The sequence below is a fragment of the Paenibacillus chitinolyticus genome (assembly GCF_045038035.1).
GTDB classification, from domain to species: domain Bacteria; phylum Bacillota; class Bacilli; order Paenibacillales; family NBRC-103111; genus Paenibacillus_F; species Paenibacillus_F chitinolyticus_A.
The window spans coordinates 4,877,775-4,894,333 of sequence record NZ_CP173427.1 but is presented as its reverse complement, the minus strand read 5'-3'; the positions used below and the strand labels follow the sequence as shown (position 1 = coordinate 4,894,333).

The window sequence follows — 16,559 nt, the reverse complement described above, 5'->3', positions numbered from 1 at the left end:
TCAGCGGCCTTCTTTTTTTCTATCGGCTGGGAATTTCTTAAGTTTTCTTAAGAATGCTTTAAGCGGGCGGTAAGCGGTCCTAAACCGCGCCTTAAACTCTCTCTTGTATACTAGAAATCACGGGAACGCCGAAAGGAGCAGCATCATGAACCGTAAAAAACGGGTATGGGCCGCATTGGTGGTAATTTTTCTGCTGGCGGCTTATGTGAGGATCGATTTTCTCCGTTCGGTCGATCACGAGATGCCCCACGACTCGCTGAATTACGATAAGATGGTCAGACAACTGCTGGAGACGGGAGTATACGCCTATAACGGCGAGACCCCGAACGCGCTCGTGACCCCCGGTTATCCGCTTTTTTTGGCGGCGGTATATGAGATCGCGGATTATAAGGAGCACGATCCGCTTCCCTGGGTCCGGTACATACAGGCGCTGCTGAGTCTGGCCGCTTTGGGGCTGGTCTACCGGATTGCGAGAAGGTTTTCCGGCGAGCTGACGGCACTCATTGCGCTTCTGATCGCGGCCGTATATCCGCCGTTCGTCTGGGCCAACGGGGCCATTCTGACCGAGGTGCTGGCCATTTTCCTCTTGCTGGGGTATCTGCTTGCTCAGATCCGGGTTTTCGAAACGCCTTCTTACGGACGGGCTGCCGCCGCCGGAATCTGGCTCGGTCTGACCGTGCTGGTACGCCCGGAATTTCTGCCGCTGATTGCCGTGGCCTTCGCGTTCCAGTGGCTGCGGGACAAAGAAGCGAGGAAGCGGACGATCCGGCTGTTTGTCTGCACTGCCGCAGCCGTTGTGCTGCTGCTTGCGCCTTGGTGGATTCGCAATGCCGTCACGCTGCATCAATGGGTCGCGACGGCGACTCAGGAAAACCCGTTCCGGGCGGGAACGTATCCGTACAATACGTTTAACGACGAGAGCTTGGTAGACCCCGCGGGCAAAACCGAAAAGGAACTGGCCATAGCCCGGTTGAAAGCGGGCTTCACGACCCAGCCGGGGCTGTTTATCAAGTGGTATACGATCGGTAAAATGCAGTACGTGTACCAGAGCGTCTACCGCGGCGGGGGCCATCAGCCTTATTATCCGGTCATCCCGTTCGACGCGAACCTGCTTCACCGCGCACTTGTGCTGTCCGGCGCCATAGCCGTTCTGGCCGCACTGAGGCGCTGGAGGGAGACGGTTACGCTGCTGGCTCTCACGGTCATCGTGATGAGCCTGATCCGTCTCGGTTTCGTGGCGGATTACCGCTACAACGTCACGATGATGCCCTTGATCATCATTCTGGATTGTGTCCTGGGCTGGCGTGCGGTTATGTGGTGGAAGGGCAGGCGGACACAGAAAACCGTCGTTTCGAACCCGATTAAATAACGAAATGAAGCATGAATAAGCATGAAAAGAATGAAATGAAATGAAATCGAAATGAATGTAAATGAAAATGAAAGTTACGAGGTGCGAAAATGTCAGGTTCTTTTTTTACAGGTAAAAAAGGTCTTTTACTCATTCTGGTATTGGTCCTTCTGGCGGGTGCCGGAGGGGGCTGGTATTATTACTCTTCTAAATGGAAGGCCGCTGTCGGAGGACCGCTTCCGGCCAAGCAGGAGCTGACCAAAGTCGTATCGGCCGGCAAGCTGCAAGACAATTACGACGTTATTGTAGTCGGCACCGATCCCGAAGGCGTCAGCGCGGCCGTGTCCGCTTCCCGCAGCGGGCTGAAGACTCTTTTGATCGAACCCCGCAAGCGTACGGTTCTGGGCGGCCTTATGACGGAAGGCTGGCTGAACAGCATCGATATGAACTGGGACAAAACCGTGCCGACAATGCCCGGCAATGAGCCTGAGTATTTCAATCAGGGCATTTTCAAAGAATGGTACGAGAAAATCGAAGGTCATTCCTTTGACGTAACGACAGCGGCCAATGCGTTCAACAAACTCGTTACCGATGAGAAAAACATGGATGTCTCGATGGACGGGTACACAGTGGAACCGGTTCTCAAACAAGAAGGTGCGGCTCAAACCGTAACCGGCATTACCGTAACCAAACAGGATGGTACGAAACAGACCATCGGCACCAAAAGCGTTATCGACGCGACCCAGGATGCGGATTTCGCCGCGGCCGCGGGAGTGCCTTTTACGATCGGACGGGAAGATATCGGGGATAAAAAAGCGCGGATGGCCGTCACGGCCGTATTCCGGCTCAAAAATGTTACGGACGATGTGTGGGCCAAGGTGGCCAAAAGGCTGAACGGCGACAACGATAAGGATACGGGCCTGGACAAAATGTCCGCCTGGGGATACGGCAAAGAGATGGCGGGATATGTGCCGCTCAATAAAGAGCGGACGAAGATGCGCGGACTCAATATCGGCAGACAGCTTGACGGAACGGTGCTGATCAATGCGCTGCATATTTTCAATATCGACGGCTTGAACGCGAAATCCCAGCAGGAAGGACTGGAGATCGCAGCCAAGGAAATTCCGAATGTCGTCAAGTTTTTGAAGACGTTCGATGAATTCAAGAACGTCGAGCTGGACAGCATCGCTCCCGAGCTGTATGTGCGTGAAACCCGCCATATGCAGGGGCTGTACAGACTCAACGTCGTGGATTTGCTGGAAAACCGCGACCAATGGGACCGGATCGCCTTCGGATCTTATCCCGCGGATATCCAAAGAACGTCGCCTAACGATAACGGCGCGATCGTCGTTCATCCGACGAAGTACGCGGTTCCGTTCCGCAGCATCGTGCCGCAGAACGTAGACGGCCTTCTCGTCGTCGGCCGGAGCGCCAGTTACGACACGCTGGCGCACGGCAGCGCCCGCGTCATCCCCGTCGGCATGGCGGAGGGCGAAGCGGCCGGAACGGCGGCCAAGCTGGCCGCGGAGAAGGGCACGACCTTCCGCGCCATGGCGGAATCCAAATCCCTGATCGCGGAGCTGCAGAAGCGTCTGAACGATCAGGGAATGGACCTCAAGCCTTACAAGCTGGACGAGGCGGCGTTTATGAAGCATAAGGCGTATCCCGGCCTGAAAGCGGCCGTGTCTATGGGCATCGCTTACGGCTCATATGCCAACGTAGGCTTTAAGGATCTGGATAATCCGTCGAACGCGCAGCGGATGGTAAACCAGATGAACAGCGTAAGACGGATGTACTTCGCTTCTTTCCCGGGAGATCCTTCCGCTGCCGTAAAAGGGATGGAGGAGCCCGCGAAGAAAACGCTGACTCTGCAGCAGGCGAGCTACACCATCGCGCTGGCCGCAGGGCTGAAGGTTGAAGCCGCGGAAGCGCAAGCCGCACTGGAAAACGGCGGGCTGCTCAGCAAAGCGACCCTCGGCATCATCGCCAATAAAGAGAAGTTAAGCGACGGGGATGTGTACATGATGCTTAAAGACGCGGTTGAAAAGCAGGCTGGAGCAAAGTTTTAGAAAACCGGAGACTGTACAGGCGGGAACTGAGCGCTATAAAGGCCAGGCGCATTTGAAGGCCAGGCCTGGCCTGAAGATTCAGTCCCCCTGCGCAAGAGGCGCTTGCTAAGGACAGGCTTACAGAAAACGAAATGAAGCCGGTCATGAAAAAAATAAATGCCCTGTTCCGTCGGCGGAACAGGGCATTTATCATTGTTCGGCTTTAACCGCAAATTTATTGCAGATTGATTTTTACCGCCTTGTCCGGCCGGACGTCTTCTTTGTGAAGAAGCTGGAGCTTGGGATCGCCCTTGGGCTGCTCAAACACCAGAGTGCCCGAAACTTTGCCGCCCGGAGCCAGTTCGCCGTATTTGAGGCCGGTTTCCCCGGAGAAGGAAGCGAGCACTTTGTCGCTGGTCATCCCGCTGCTGTTGGCCATTTCAAAGCTGTACGGGTTGTACAAGAGCTCTTTCGTCCCCGAATTTTCGATATTCAGCGTCACCACGACAAATTCGCCGTCCGGCAGGCTGGGCGTTTCGGGACCCTTCTCCGTAAATTTTTCCACTTTGCTTACTTTTATTTTCGCATCGCCGATTTGAACGGTATCTTCTTTGGAGTATTCCTGAGCGAGGGACGCGGCAAAACGCGGCGCTTTGGCGGCGGAAGAACGGTCTGCGGCGCCACTCTGTTTGAGCGGGGATGCTTGCTCCTTATAGTCTCCGCATGCGGTCAAGGCCAGACACGAAACGGCGGCAAGCAGGCCGAGTTTTGTTTTCAAGAGACTCTCCCCCAATCTGAATATGGTTCGTTAAGACTTATAACCCGCAAACGAAACCCGGTAAACAATTCCGGCGCAAACAATTGCCTTCCTCACCGCAGCCTGATAAACTGATGAAAAGCAAGCCGAAAGCATACGTGCTAAGCGCACGTGCCACACGGCAACCCGCCCGTGCCGCACGGCAGCGCAAAAAAGCCTATCCGTTTAACCGGATAGGCTTTTTTGCATGCGCAATCATGCGCCGGAAGCTTCCGCTTCTTCCGTCCATGCTTGCGGGTGATTGTCGCTCAGATACTCCGCCGCTTTCGCGTTGCTCTCGACTTGAGCGACGTTCTTGCAGCCCGGGATGACGGCGCTGACCGCGTCATGCTTCAAGCACCACGCGAGGGCCCACGTCGCCATGTCCATCGCTTCCGGCACTTCGTGCTCGCGGATGCGCTGTACCTCCTCGAGCTTGCGCTGCGTCTCGTCGGGGTCGTGCCGGTGGCGCGTGTCCGTAGCGGCGAAAGTGGCGCCCGGCTTGTACTTGCCGCTGAGATAGCCGCTGGCGAGGGGGACGCGGGCAAGCACGCCGAGGTTCTGCTGCAGGCACGACTGGAACACGCTCTCTTCGGGAGCGCGGTCGAGCCGGTTGTATACGACTTGGATCGCTTCCGAGCCGACCTGCGTGGAGGCGGCTACCTGATGAAGGTTGTCGTTCTTCGCGATCGAAGTGCCGATGTGAAGAATTTTGCCCGCCTGCTTCTGTTTGTCCAGCGCCGTCCAGAGCGCGTCGTTGTCGAACACGGAATCCGTTCCCGAATGGAACTGGTACAAGTCGACGTAGTCCACTCCCAACGCTTTCAAAGAGGCGTCGAGCTGCCCGATCATATCTTCCGCCGAAAAACGCTCGTCCCGTTTAAACCGGTCATGGTAATGGTGGCCGAACTTGGTTGCCACGACCCAGCCTTCACGGCCCCGGCGGCTCAAATAATTGCCGATAAACGACTCCGACAAATGATCGCCGTAGCATTCCGCCGTATCGATGAGGTTAATCCCGAGCTCCTTTGCCCTGTCCAGGACAGCATCCACTTCGTCCTGCGTAAAGTCCTGTCCCCATTCGCCGCCGAACTGCCATGTGCCGACGCCGATTACGGACACTTTCAATCCCGTTTTGCCGAGTGTGCGGTATTTCATCGTTTCAGCCTCCCGCGTGCGTATTTGACCGTGTTGGACCCGGAATCCGTACGGTATATTCTCTTTCATTTAACGGGAAAATGAACGCAATGTCAAAATGCCGCTTGATCCCAAAGCGAAAATATGACATACTATGCCTAACTAATGTTAGTTAGGAGAATGAGACTCATGAATACTCCCGAGCGGATCAAGGCCGCAGCACTCGATTTGTTTGCGTCGCAAGGCTACGAAGGCACCTCCATGGCGAATATCGCCGAAGCCGTGGGGATAAAAACGCCTTCCATCTACGCACACTTTAAAGGCAAAGAGGAATTGTTTCTCAATGTGCTGCAGGATGCGTCCCGCGGCGAGCTGGAATTTGCCTCCTCGCATCTGGAAGCAGGCGGCGAGGCGCTCGAGCGCAAGCTGTATAAACTATTGTCCCACACGCGCGGCAAGTACGAGCACAACGGTTCGACGAAATTTTGGATCCGGATGATGTACTTTCCGCCGGCCTCGATGTACCGGGAAACGATCGAACTTTCCTATACGTATTTGTCCCGGATGGAGGAAAAGCTGACCTCCGTATTCAAGGCGGACCGCTCGGCAATCGGCGTCGATCCGGATAAAGCCGCCGCGGCTTTTCTTTGTCTGATGGACGGGATCATTGTGGAACTGCTGTACGGTACGGCCGAAAGCTACGATAAAAGGCTGGAAGCCTCGTGGGACGTCTATTGGCGGGGAATCTCCCATTCATGAGCCTTCATGAGCATATGGGGAAAGAAGGAGGCACATTTCGATTATGAATCGGAACTGGTTTTATGTACTGGCGGCGGGACTGCTGGAAATCGGCTGGGTTTCGGGTCTGAAGCATGCGCATGACGCGTTTACCTGGATATTGACCGGAGCCGCGATCCTCCTCAGCTTCTGGGTGCTGCTGATGGCGACAAGCCGTCTGCCCGTAGGAACGGTGTACGCGGTATTTACGGGGATCGGCACGGCGGGAACGGTCCTTACGGAAACGATCGTGTTCGGGGAGCCGATCAGCTGGCTGAAGATTCTCTTTATCCTGATTCTGCTCGGCGGTGTGATCGGGCTTAAAATCACGACCAAAGAACCGGAAGAACCGGCGGAAGGAGCGAATTCCTGATGGCATGGGCCGCACTGATATTGGCGGGATGTTCGGAAATTTTCGGCGTACTCGCCATGAACAAAATCGCGCTGAAGAAAACGATTGGGGCTTACGCGCTGCTTTTCCTCGGCTTCGGCCTCAGCTTCTCGCTGCTGTCCTATGCCATGGAGTCCATCCCGATGGGCACGGCTTACGCCGTGTGGACCGGAATCGGCACGTGCGGGGGCACCCTGCTGGGCATGTTTATGTTCGGCGAGTCCAAAGACTGGCGCCGCATCGTGTTTATCGCCATGATTATTTCGGCGGCCGTAGGGCTCAAGCTTCTTACGTAACCGCCGCTTGTTCTTTTTTTGCAAGGGAAGCGGGCTTTGAATGGGCTTGCAACGCCGCGCCGATTTTCATATAATAGGTGGCATAGTTAAACGCAGCAACCAATTCCATAGCAAATGCAATGACGGAGAAAAGTACGCAGTGCTTCCTGACAGGGAGGAGACGCCGGAGATTGAGAGCGTCCCCGTGGAACCAGGCTGCCGAAGTTCGCTCCCGAGCAGTTTCTTGAACAGTGGCCCAAAGGCCAGTCAGTAGAGAGTACCGGCTACGAACCGTTATTTCGAAGAGTGAGACACGTCAGAGGCGGATGACCTTCCAGGAAGGCATTTTGCGCGGCAGGCGGTCTAACAAGGGTGGTACCACGGCTTTTTCGTCCCTTACCGGGCGGAGAAGCTTTTTTTGTTGTTCGGAAACCGTCAAGGGTTGCCAGATTTAAAGGAGGGATTACACATGAGAGAACGTTTGGAAGCGTTAAAAGTACAAGCGCTGCAGGAATTGGCCGCTGTCGGCAGCCAGCAGGAGCTGAATGATCTCAGAGTCAAGTATTTGGGCAAAAAAGGGCCGTTGACCGAAATTTTGCGCGGCATGGGCGCGTTAAGCGCGGAAGAGCGCCCCGTTATCGGCCAGGTGGCCAATGACGTCCGCGGTGCGATTGAAGAAGTGATCGCGGCGAAGCAGGAAGAATACGATCGTCAGGAGACGGAAAACCGCCTCCGCGCCGAAACGATCGACGTTTCCCTGCCGGGCCGCCCGTCCGTACAGGGAGCCGTTCATCCGCTGAACAAGATCGTCGAAGAGATCGAGGACATTTTCATCGGGATGGGATTCACCGTCGTGGAAGGGCCGGAAGTGGAGCGCGATTACTACAACTTCGAAGCGCTGAATCTGCCGAAGGACCACCCGGCGCGCGATATGCAGGATTCGTTCTACATCACCGAGGAGCTTCTGCTCCGCACGCACACGTCCCCTGTCCAGGTCCGGACGATGGAAGGCCGCAAAGGAGCCGTGCCGGTCAAAATCATTTCTCCCGGCAAAGTGTACCGGCGCGATGACGACGACGCGACGCACTCCCACCAGTTCACGCAAATCGAAGGGCTTGTCATCGACAAGAACATCCGGATGAGCGATCTGAAAGGAACGCTGCTGCAATTCGTGCGCGAGCTGTACGGCCCGCAGACTCAAATCCGCCTGCGCCCGAGCTTCTTCCCGTTCACCGAGCCGAGCGCGGAAGTCGACGTGTCCTGCATGATGTGCGGCGGCGAAGGCTGCCGGACCTGCAAGCAGACCGGCTGGATCGAAATTCTGGGCTCCGGCATGGTTCACCCGAAGGTGCTCGAAATGTCCGGATACGATCCGAACGAATACAGCGGGTTCGCTTTCGGCATGGGGCCCGAGCGCGTAGCGATGCTTAAATACGGGGTAGAGGATATCCGCAATTTCTATACGAACGATCTGCGCTTCCTGAAGCAGTTCGTCCACCTATAAACCGGAAAGAAGGAGGAAAAAAGCGATGAAAGTATCTTATCAATGGCTGTCGGACTATGTAGACGTACAGGGCTTCACGGCTGAAGACCTTGCAGATAAAATGACACGGAGCGGCATCGAAGTCGACATTGTCGAATCGCTGAACAAAGGCGTGTCGGGCGTTGTCGTCGGCTTTGTCAATTCGAAGACGAAACATCCCGATGCGGACAAACTCAACGTGTGTACGGTCGATGTGGGAACGGGCGAGGACCTGCAGATCGTCTGCGGAGCGAAAAATGTGGATGCCGGACAAAAGGTCCCGGTTGCCGTTATCGGCGCCGTACTTCCCGGAGATTTCAAAATCAAGCGCGCCAAGCTTCGCGGCGTGGAATCCCAGGGCATGATCTGCTCCGCCAAAGAGCTGGGCATGAACGATAAACTGCTGCCGAAGGAAATCCAGGAAGGCATTCTGGTTCTTCCGGCAAATACCGAAATCGGAAAGCCGATTGTGGACGTGCTGGCTCTAAGCGACAATGTCCTGGAACTCGAGCTGACGCCGAACCGTTCGGACTGCCTGAGCATGATCGGCACCGCGTATGAAATCGGGGCCATTCTCGGTCGTCCGGTGAAGCTGCCGGAAGAAGGACGCCACATCAACGTCGATTTCAGCACCGTCAAAGCGGAGGATAAAATTTCCGTTTCGATCGCCGCACCCGAGCAGTGCACGCATTATGCGGCACGCCTTATTGAGGGCGTCCGCGTCGGCGCGTCTCCGCTGTGGCTGCAGAACCGGCTGATGGCGGCGGGCATCCGCCCCATCAATAACATCGTAGACGTTACGAATTACGTGATGCTGGAATACGGCCAGCCTCTTCACGCGTTCGACGCGGATCAGGTCGCGGGCGGCAAAATCGAAGTCCGCCTTGCGGCGGAAGGTGAGAAGCTAACTACGCTTGACGATGTGGAGCGTACCCTGGAGCCGCACATGCTGCTCGTAACCGACGGCATCAAACCTATCGCGATTGCGGGAGTTATGGGCGGCGCGAATTCCGAAGTGACGGAGAGCACGACATCGATTTTGCTCGAGTCGGCTCGGTTTGCCGGCCCGTCCGTCCGTAAAACGTCCCGTCAGCTCGGTCTGCGTTCGGAGGCGAGCCTCCGTTTCGAGAAGGAAGTCAATCCGGAAGCGGTCATTCCTGCGCTTGACCGTGCGGCGGCTCTCCTTGTGCTTTGCGCCGGAGGCCAGGTCGCCCAGGGGATCGTGCAGGAGACCGTTCAAGCTTACTCCGGCGTCAAGATTCCGTTGAAGCTGGAACGTGTGAATACGTACCTCGGAACGGATCTCTCGCTGCTGCAGGTAAAAGAAATTTTCGACCGTCTCGGTCTCGAATACGGACTGCTCGAAGAAGGCTCTCTCATCGTTCACGTGCCGGGCCGTCGCGGAGATATCACCCGGGACGTTGACCTCATTGAAGAGGTCGCGCGTCTGTACGGGTACGATAACATCCCGACGACGCTGATGACCGGCGTAACGACCCCGGGTTCCCTGACGCGCGAACAGTCTCTGCGCCGGACTATCCGCCGTCTGCTTACGGGAAGCGGTCTGCACGAAGTGATCACATACACGCTGGGACAGCGGGAGAATGCAGCCGATTATCCGGGTCTTTATCCGGACTACGCGCCGATTCCGCTTGCGATGCCGATGAGCGAAGACCGCAGCGCCCTGCGGACGTCGCTAGTCCCTCATCTGCTTGAGGTTGTGAGCTATAATCGCAACCGGAATAACGATGATGTCGCGATTTTCGAAACGGGCACGGTATTCCTGTCCAAAGAGACAGCCTTGACCGCACAACCGCAGGAAAAGCGCCTGCTGAGCATTGCGATGACGGGTAACTGGAGCGGTGCTCATTGGGGGCAGAAATCCCGCAAAGCCGACTTTTACGACTTGAAGGGTGTGCTGGAACGGGTGACTTCTTACCTGGGCGTAACCATAGAATTCAGGTCCGCACAGAAAGAAGGCTTCCACCCGGGACGCACGGCAGAGCTGTTCCTGCTCACTCCGGAAGGAGAACGCCAATCCATCGGATATATGGGGCAACTGCACCCGACGCTTCAGAAGAAACGGGATCTCGAGGACACCTACGTACTGGAAGCCGAGCTTGATCCGATTCTCCAACAGGCCGATTTCGAAGTGGACTACCGCATACTTCCCCGCTATCCGTCGGTAGGGCGCGATATGGCGCTCGTCGTGGATACGGCTGTACCGGTAGGAGATCTGGAACGCCTGGCGGCGGAAACGGCGGCGGAGCTGCTGGAATCCATCCGCGTTTTCGATGTTTATACGGGAGAACGTCTGGGCGAAGGCAAAAAGAGCGTCGCTCTGGCGCTGGTATATCGTCATCCCGAGCGCACGCTTCAGGACGAAGAAGTCACAGAAACGCATGCGCGTGTCGTGGCGGCATTGGAATCGGCCTTCGGAGCCGAGCTCCGCAAGTGATCTTTCGCTGAAATATCAGGGTTACGGAAGGAAATAGGGCCGGTCGCATCGAATTCTTTTTCGATGGACCGGCTTTTTTCTATAAAACAAGGAAACAAATGGAAAAGTCCGATGTCTTCAACCGGAACCGCCATGCAGGCGGCCGGATTTCGAGTGTTTAAACCGAAGGAGGATATCTCATGAATTCGGAAGAAAAAACGAAAATCATCGTTGATATATATGGAAATGAATATAAACTGAAAGCCAATAACAGCCCCGGCTACGTGCGCAAAGTGGCGGCGGAAGTCAATGACCAGATGGTCCAGATCGCCGAAAGCTATCCGAGACTCGATACCTACAAAATCGCGGTGCTCGCAGCCGTCAATCTGACGGATGAGAAAGCCAAAGTCGAACAGAGATTCAGCGAGACGGAAAACCGGCTGAACGATTTGCAGCGGGCGCTTTCCAAGGCCGACGCCGCCGTGGAAACGGCTCGCGGGCAGCTCGAAAGAGCCCAGCAGGAGGAGCAGCTGCGCAAAGCCGAGCTGGCGGAAGCCCGGGAGCAGGGGGCCAAGGCTGCCAAGCGCCAGCAGGAGCTTACGGCATCTCTGGAGCAGACGAAGCAGCGGGCGGAACAGAATCTGCGGGAGTTGAACGCGGCGAAGGAGAAGGCCCAGCAGGGAGCGAAGCGGGAAGAGCAGCTCAAGGCCGAGCTTCAGCAGGCCAGACAAAACACGGAGAAGCTCCAGCGGGAACAGGCGTCTCTTAAGCAGCAGATGGAAAAAGACGCCCGCCAGGCCGATCAGCTGAGAAAAGAGCTGGAACAGGCGGCGGGGCAAATCAAGACGCTAGAAAGTAAAATCGGGCAGGCCGAGCGCGATGCCGAATCGCTGCTGGAGCAGCTGGAACAGGAAAAAACGGCGGCGGGTCAAGCGAGAGAAGAATCGGCGGCCGCGCTTCTGCAAATCCAGGAAGCCGCGGAGAAGGAACAGACCCTGCGGGCCGAGCTTCAGCTGGTCAAACAGCGCAGCGAGCAAGTCCAGCGCGACTTGCAGGCGTCCAAAGAGCGCGAGCGGCAGCAGAACGGGCAGATGGAGCAATTGCGGCAGGAGCTTGCGGAAGCAGCCCAGAGAGAAGCTGCGGTCCGGAAGGAAGCGGATCAGGCGAAGCAGGATGCCGAAGCGCTCTTGGAGGAGCTGGAGCTTGAAAAAGCCGCCGCCGAAGAGAATCGGGAGCAGGCTGCGGCCGAGCTGGAGAGGCTGGCGCGTGAGCAGAAGCACACGGACGAACAGCTCCGAAGTCTGAAGGACGAGCTTGAGCTGGCGAAGCTGGAGGCGGACGAAAGCCGGGAAAGAGAAGAGCGGCTGAATGCCGACGCGCAGCAGGCCGCTGAACGCGAGGAAATGCTGCGCAGCGAGCTTCAGCAGGCCCAGAGAGACGCCGAAGCGCTTCTGGAGGAAGCCGAGCGGGAAAAATCCGCGGCGGAGAGCTTGAAGGAACAGCTCCGCGAAGCCGGGGAACGCGAGCAGACGCAGCGCACGGAACTTGCGCTGATGAAACAGCGCGGGGAACACATGCAGCGCGAGCTGGCCGAAAGCAAAGAACAAACCGCACAGCGCGAGCAGAATCTGCGGGAAGCGGCCGATCAGCTGGAAGAAATCCGCGACGAGCTGGAAAGATCCCGTAAAGACGCGGAGGCGCTTCTGGAAGAGCTGGAGGCGAACAAGGCTTCGGCGGAAGAAGAGCTGCGCGAATCTACGGAAGCGCTCAAAGCGGCTCGTCTGGAATCCAAAGCGGTGCGGGAAGCGGCGGAGAATGAGAAAGCGGCAGCGGAAACGAGGCTGCGGGATGCCGAAGAAGCGCTGGTAGCGGCTCGGCGGGAAGCGGAGGAAAGCCTGGCCGCGGCCCGTCTGGAAGCTGCGGAGAAGCTTGAGGCTCTGCAGAAAGAGGCTGGCGAGCGGTTGGAACTGGCGCAGCTTGAAGCCGAAGAGCAGCTTGAAGCATTGCGCAGGGAAGCGGCCGATCTGGAAGCGGCCCGGAAGGCGGCCGATGCCCAGCTGGAAGCTCTGAAGCGGCAAAGCGCCGAAGAGCTGGAACTGGCCCAGATGGAAGCCGAGGAGAAGCTCGAGGCCGCACGGCGTGAAGCGGCGGCGAAGTTGACGGCGGCCGAGAACGAAGCGGCTGCCAAGCTTCTGGCGGCCGTACGCGAGGCCGAAGAGATAGAGGCCGCCCGTAAGGAAGCGGCATCCAAGCTTGAAGAAGCACAGCGTGAAGCGGCAGCCGCACGCGAGGCGTTCCGGCAGGAGCTGGAGGCGGCGCGTGAACGGGCCGAGCAGGAGCTCCTGGAAGCGATGGAAGCGGCTGAACAGGAAAGCGAGGCGCGCAAGGAGGCCCAGCGGGGCCAAGAGGCCGCCGAGGCTAAGCTGCGCGAAGCGGCCGAAGCTTTACAGAAATTGGAGCAAAGAGCGTCCGGGCTGGAAGCGGAGAAGGAAGAAGCCGCCGCGCGGCTGGAAGCGCTGGAGCGGGAGACCTCCGAGCGAATGGAAGCTTTGAAGCGTGAAGGAGCCGAAGAACTGGAACTGGCTCAGCTGGAAGCGGAGGAACAGCTAGACGCCGCAAGACGGGAGGCGGCAGCGGAGCTGGAGGAAACGCGGCGCGAAGCCGCAGCAAAATTACAAGCCGCCGTACGCGAAGCGCAGGAGCTGGAATCGGCCCGCAAGGAAGCGGCCGATAAGCTGGCGGAAGCGCAGCGCGAAGCCGAGGCCGCGCGTGTAGCGTTCCGGCAGGAATTGGCGGCAGAGCGCGAGAAGGCCGGGCAGGAGCTGCTGGAAGCGATGAAAGCGGCCGAGCGGGAGACCGAGGCGCGTGCGGCGGTCCAGCGCGAGAAAGACGACGCCGAGGCCAAGCTGCGCGAAGCGTCCGAAGCGCTGCAAGCCGCAGAGCGGAAAGCCGCCGAGCTGGAAGAGCAGAGGGAAGCCGCTGCGGCGCAGTTGGAAGCTCTGAAGCGGGAAAGCGCGGATGAGCTGGAACTGGCTCAGCTGGAAGCGGAAGAGCGCTTGGAAGCTCTGCGCAGAGAAGCGGCGGCTGAACTGAAAGCCGCTGAGAACGCTGCCGCGGAGAAGCTTTTGGCGGCGGAGCGCAGGGCGGAAGAGCTGGAAGCCGCCCGCAAAGAGTCGGCGGCCCGGTTGGAAGCGGCTCGCGATGAAGCGGAAGCCGCGCAGGAAGCGCTCCGCCGAGAGCTTGCCGAAGAGCGCGAGAGAGCCGAGCGGGAGCTGCTGGAAGCGATGGAAGCGGCCGAACGGGAGACCGAGGCGCGTCTGGCGCTCCAGAGCGAGAAGGAAGCCGCGGAAGCGCGTCTTCGCGAGACGGAGCAGGCGCTTGCGGCCGTCCGGCAGGAAGCCGGAGAGCTGGCGGCTTTCCGCAGCGAAGCGGCAGAGGAATTGGCGGCCGCCCGGAGAGATTTCGCCGAACAGCTCGAGTTTGCGGAGCTGGAGGCGGCGGAGAAGCTGCAGGAGGCTCAGAGGGAAGCAGCCGAGAAGCTGGCTTCCGCACAGCGGGAAGCCGAAGCCGCCCATCGGCGCGAGCTTGCCGCGGAACGCGAACGTGCCGAGCGGGAGCTGCTGGAGACGGCGGGTGCGGCGGAGCGGGACAGAGCGGCGCGGGAAGCGGCCGAAATGGAGAAGGCCGACGCCCTAGCCAAGCTGCGTGAAACCTCCGAAGCGCTTGAAGCGGCCCGGCAGGAAGCGGTGCAGACGCGCGAATCGGCCGCGAAGCTTGTCGAAACGCTCCGTGCGGAGCTGATGGGGGCGCGCCAGGATGCCGAAGCCCTGCTCGAAGACCTCGAGCAGGATAAAACCGCAGCGGACGAGGAGCTGCGGAAGATGTCCGAAGCCCTGCGCGCCGCACAGGAGGAAGCGGCAGCCGCCGCAAATGCCGCCAGTGCCGCGAAAGCCGCGGAGCGGGAAGCGGAAGCCCGTGCAGCCTCGTTGCAGGAGGAAATGGCGGTTCGCCTGAAAACCGCCGAAGAGCGCGAAGAAGCACTGCGCGCGGAGCTGGTGCAGGCGCGTCAGGACGCCGAGGCGCTGCTGGAAGACCTGGAGCAGGGGCGGAGCACCGCGGACGAGCGGCTGCGTGAAGCGGAGAAGGCGCTGGAAGAAGCGCGCTTGGAAGTGGAACGCGCCCGTGAAGACCGCGCCAAGCTGGAGGCTTCTCTTAAGCAAGAGCTGTCCGAAACGCTCAAGCAGGGCGAACTCATGCTTACTCAGGTGGCCGCTGCCCGCGAGAAGGCCGCTAAGGAACTTGCGTCGGAACGCGGCCGTTCGGCCCAAGAGCGGCTTGCGGCCGCTGAACTTGCCGCCCAGTTGGAGGGAGCTCTTAAGCGTGAGGAGGAACTTCGGGCCGAGCTGAACCAGGCGCGTCAGGACGCGGAAGCGCTCCTCGAAGATTTGGAGCATGGCCAGGGCGCGGCGGCGGCTAAGCTGCAGGAGACGGCTGCCGTATTGGAGGCCGCCCGCGAAGCCGCGGTACGCGAGCTGGCAGCCGAACGCGACAAGTCCGCCGAAGAGCGGCGGAAAGCGGAAGAGCTTGCCGAACAGCTCCATGCGGCGGTTTCCGGCCGGGACGAAGCGGCTGCAAGAGAGGCGAAGCTGCGCGAGGAGCTCAGCCGGGCGAAAGCGTCCGGTGAGGCGCTGAATGCCGAGCTGACGGCCGCTCTCCGCGAAGTTGCCGCGACCCAGCAGATGGCTCACGAGCAGGTGCTGCAGGAGCAGTCCATCCGCCGGGAGCTGGACAGCTCCGTGCAGGAGCGCCGGTCGCTGCAGGAAGAGCTGGACGCATACCGCCAGCTTATGGACGAGCAGGCCGATCAGGAGCGTGCCAGCCTTGGCGAACTCGGCGGCCTGCGCGGAGAAACCGAACAGCTCCGCCAGGAAGTGGCCCGGATTACCGAAGAACTGGAGACCGAAGCAAAGCGGAGCGGACTGCTCCGGCATCAGCTGGAGGAATTGGAGCAGGCTCACCTTCAGGCGGAGCAGGGCCTCAAAGAAATGAGCCGCCTGCATGAGCAGACGAGCGGGCGATGGGACGAGCTGCAGGAAGAACACCGCAAGCTGCAGGACGAGTATGCGAAGCTTCAAACGGAGTATAACGAATGGATTCAGCTTGTGATGGAAGAACCGAAAGGATAATGACTCTTCCTTCCTGGAATGTACTGGATTGGTCTATCCTCGTGCTTATCGCCGGAGGACTTGTTCTCGGCTACGCGCGGGGATTGATTTCCCAGCTGGTTTCAATTGCCGGATTGTTTATCGCCCTGTACGTGGCCGTCCGTTTTTACGAGCCCGTTGCCACGTATTTATTGCAATGGCTTTCCCTTTCTTCTTTTTCCGGTTATGATAAATATGAGTTTTTGGTAAAAGGGCTGAATTTGGAGCGTTATATCGCGAATGCCCTCTCTTTCGCCCTGCTGTTCTTTCTGGTGAAGCTTGCCCTTGGAATCGGGGGGAGAATGCTCAACCTGATTGCCCGGCTGCCTGGTTTGCATACCGTTAACCGGGTGACGGGAGCGCTGCTCGGAGCGCTGGAAGCGTTTGTGATTGCCGCGGTCGCGGTTCATATCATGTCAATTCTGCCGTCCGACTATGTTCAAGACAGGCTCGGCCAGTCCCGGTTTGCTCCTTATATCCTGAATGACGTTATGGAATGGGCCCGGAAATTGTGGCAGCGGAGCATGTAAGTTCAAGGAACCTTCCTCCCGTAAGGGAGGTTTTTTATTCATTTTAATCGGCTCTCCAGTGATCCGGTCGGCGTCAAGCGCGGGGGCTGGAAGT

Annotated in this window: 11 protein-coding genes; 9 read left to right on the top strand and 2 right to left on the bottom strand. The window is 58.5% G+C overall.

The genetic code is table 11. The annotated features are described in order from the left end of the window. Nucleotides 1–145 precede the first annotated feature (145 nt). Both ACI48J_RS22085 and ACI48J_RS22080 read left to right on the top strand, forming a co-directional pair. Nucleotides 146–1,369 (top strand): glycosyltransferase family 39 protein, encoded by a 1,224-nt coding sequence (locus ACI48J_RS22085; protein WP_405080266.1) that lies wholly within the window; start codon nucleotides 146–148, stop codon nucleotides 1,367–1,369. Nucleotides 1,370–1,458: 89 nt separating this feature from the next. Then, entirely contained in the window at nucleotides 1,459–3,417 is a 1,959-nt protein-coding gene (locus ACI48J_RS22080) for an FAD-dependent oxidoreductase (protein WP_405080265.1), read from the top strand. 214 nt (nucleotides 3,418–3,631) lie between these two features. Here the strand turns inward: ACI48J_RS22080 and ACI48J_RS22075 are convergent, their stop codons facing one another. Then, nucleotides 3,632–4,174: a DUF4352 domain-containing protein gene (locus ACI48J_RS22075; RefSeq protein WP_405080264.1), complete on the bottom strand. Its 543-nt coding sequence runs from the start codon at nucleotides 4,172–4,174 to the stop codon at nucleotides 3,632–3,634. A gap of 234 nt (nucleotides 4,175–4,408) precedes the next feature. After that, on the bottom strand, nucleotides 4,409–5,350 hold the full coding sequence (locus tag ACI48J_RS22070; RefSeq protein WP_405080263.1) for an aldo/keto reductase: 942 nt from the start codon (nucleotides 5,348–5,350) through the stop codon (nucleotides 4,409–4,411). Nucleotides 5,351–5,518: 168 nt separating this feature from the next. Here ACI48J_RS22070 and ACI48J_RS22065 point away from each other — a divergent pair, with 168 nt between their 5' ends. The 7 genes from ACI48J_RS22065 to ACI48J_RS22035 all read left to right on the top strand — a co-directional run bounded on the left by ACI48J_RS22065 (nucleotide 5,519) and on the right by ACI48J_RS22035 (nucleotide 16,465). Next, nucleotides 5,519–6,088, top strand: a complete 570-nt coding sequence (locus ACI48J_RS22065; RefSeq protein WP_405080262.1) for a TetR/AcrR family transcriptional regulator — start codon at nucleotides 5,519–5,521, stop codon at nucleotides 6,086–6,088. Nucleotides 6,089–6,131: 43 nt separating this feature from the next. After that, nucleotides 6,132–6,479 carry a DMT family transporter gene (locus ACI48J_RS22060; RefSeq protein WP_405080261.1) on the top strand — a complete coding sequence of 116 codons (348 nt, stop codon included), beginning with the start codon at nucleotides 6,132–6,134 and terminating at the stop codon, nucleotides 6,477–6,479. After that, complete coding sequence (locus ACI48J_RS22055; protein ID WP_405080260.1) at nucleotides 6,479–6,793, top strand: DMT family transporter; 315 nt, start codon at nucleotides 6,479–6,481, stop codon at nucleotides 6,791–6,793. Before ACI48J_RS22060 ends, ACI48J_RS22055 begins: the two co-directional genes overlap by 1 nt. 448 nt (nucleotides 6,794–7,241) lie before the next feature. Continuing rightward, nucleotides 7,242–8,276, top strand: a complete 1,035-nt coding sequence (gene pheS, locus ACI48J_RS22050; protein WP_042229445.1) for a phenylalanine--tRNA ligase subunit alpha — start codon at nucleotides 7,242–7,244, stop codon at nucleotides 8,274–8,276. A gap of 25 nt (nucleotides 8,277–8,301) precedes the next feature. Further along, the gene (pheT, locus tag ACI48J_RS22045) at nucleotides 8,302–10,752 is read left to right on the top strand and encodes a phenylalanine--tRNA ligase subunit beta (RefSeq protein ID WP_405080259.1); all 2,451 of its coding nucleotides are present in this window, start codon (nucleotides 8,302–8,304) and stop codon (nucleotides 10,750–10,752) included. Between the two features lie 179 nt (nucleotides 10,753–10,931). After that, on the top strand, nucleotides 10,932–15,917 hold the full coding sequence (locus ACI48J_RS22040) for a hypothetical protein (protein ID WP_405080258.1): 4,986 nt from the start codon (nucleotides 10,932–10,934) through the stop codon (nucleotides 15,915–15,917). Next, entirely contained in the window at nucleotides 15,917–16,465 is a 549-nt protein-coding gene (locus tag ACI48J_RS22035; protein WP_405080257.1) for a CvpA family protein, read from the top strand. Before ACI48J_RS22040 ends, ACI48J_RS22035 begins: the two co-directional genes overlap by 1 nt. Nucleotides 16,466–16,559 lie beyond the last annotated feature (94 nt).

What these genes read in the sequence shown, in the direction of transcription:
- ACI48J_RS22035 (WP_405080257.1), top strand. Translation starts at nt 15,917, where the DNA reads ATGACTCTTCCTTCCTGGAATGTACTGGATTGGTCTATCCTCGTGCTT.
- ACI48J_RS22070 (WP_405080263.1), bottom strand. Translation starts at nt 5,350, where the DNA reads ATGAAATACCGCACACTCGGCAAAACGGGATTGAAAGTGTCCGTAATC.
- ACI48J_RS22065 (WP_405080262.1), top strand. Translation starts at nt 5,519, where the DNA reads ATGAATACTCCCGAGCGGATCAAGGCCGCAGCACTCGATTTGTTTGCG.
- ACI48J_RS22040 (WP_405080258.1), top strand. Translation starts at nt 10,932, where the DNA reads ATGAATTCGGAAGAAAAAACGAAAATCATCGTTGATATATATGGAAAT.
- ACI48J_RS22085 (WP_405080266.1), top strand. Translation starts at nt 146, where the DNA reads ATGAACCGTAAAAAACGGGTATGGGCCGCATTGGTGGTAATTTTTCTG.
- pheT (WP_405080259.1), top strand. Translation starts at nt 8,302, where the DNA reads ATGAAAGTATCTTATCAATGGCTGTCGGACTATGTAGACGTACAGGGC.
- ACI48J_RS22080 (WP_405080265.1), top strand. Translation starts at nt 1,459, where the DNA reads ATGTCAGGTTCTTTTTTTACAGGTAAAAAAGGTCTTTTACTCATTCTG.
- ACI48J_RS22055 (WP_405080260.1), top strand. Translation starts at nt 6,479, where the DNA reads ATGGCATGGGCCGCACTGATATTGGCGGGATGTTCGGAAATTTTCGGC.
- ACI48J_RS22060 (WP_405080261.1), top strand. Translation starts at nt 6,132, where the DNA reads ATGAATCGGAACTGGTTTTATGTACTGGCGGCGGGACTGCTGGAAATC.
- pheS (WP_042229445.1), top strand. Translation starts at nt 7,242, where the DNA reads ATGAGAGAACGTTTGGAAGCGTTAAAAGTACAAGCGCTGCAGGAATTG.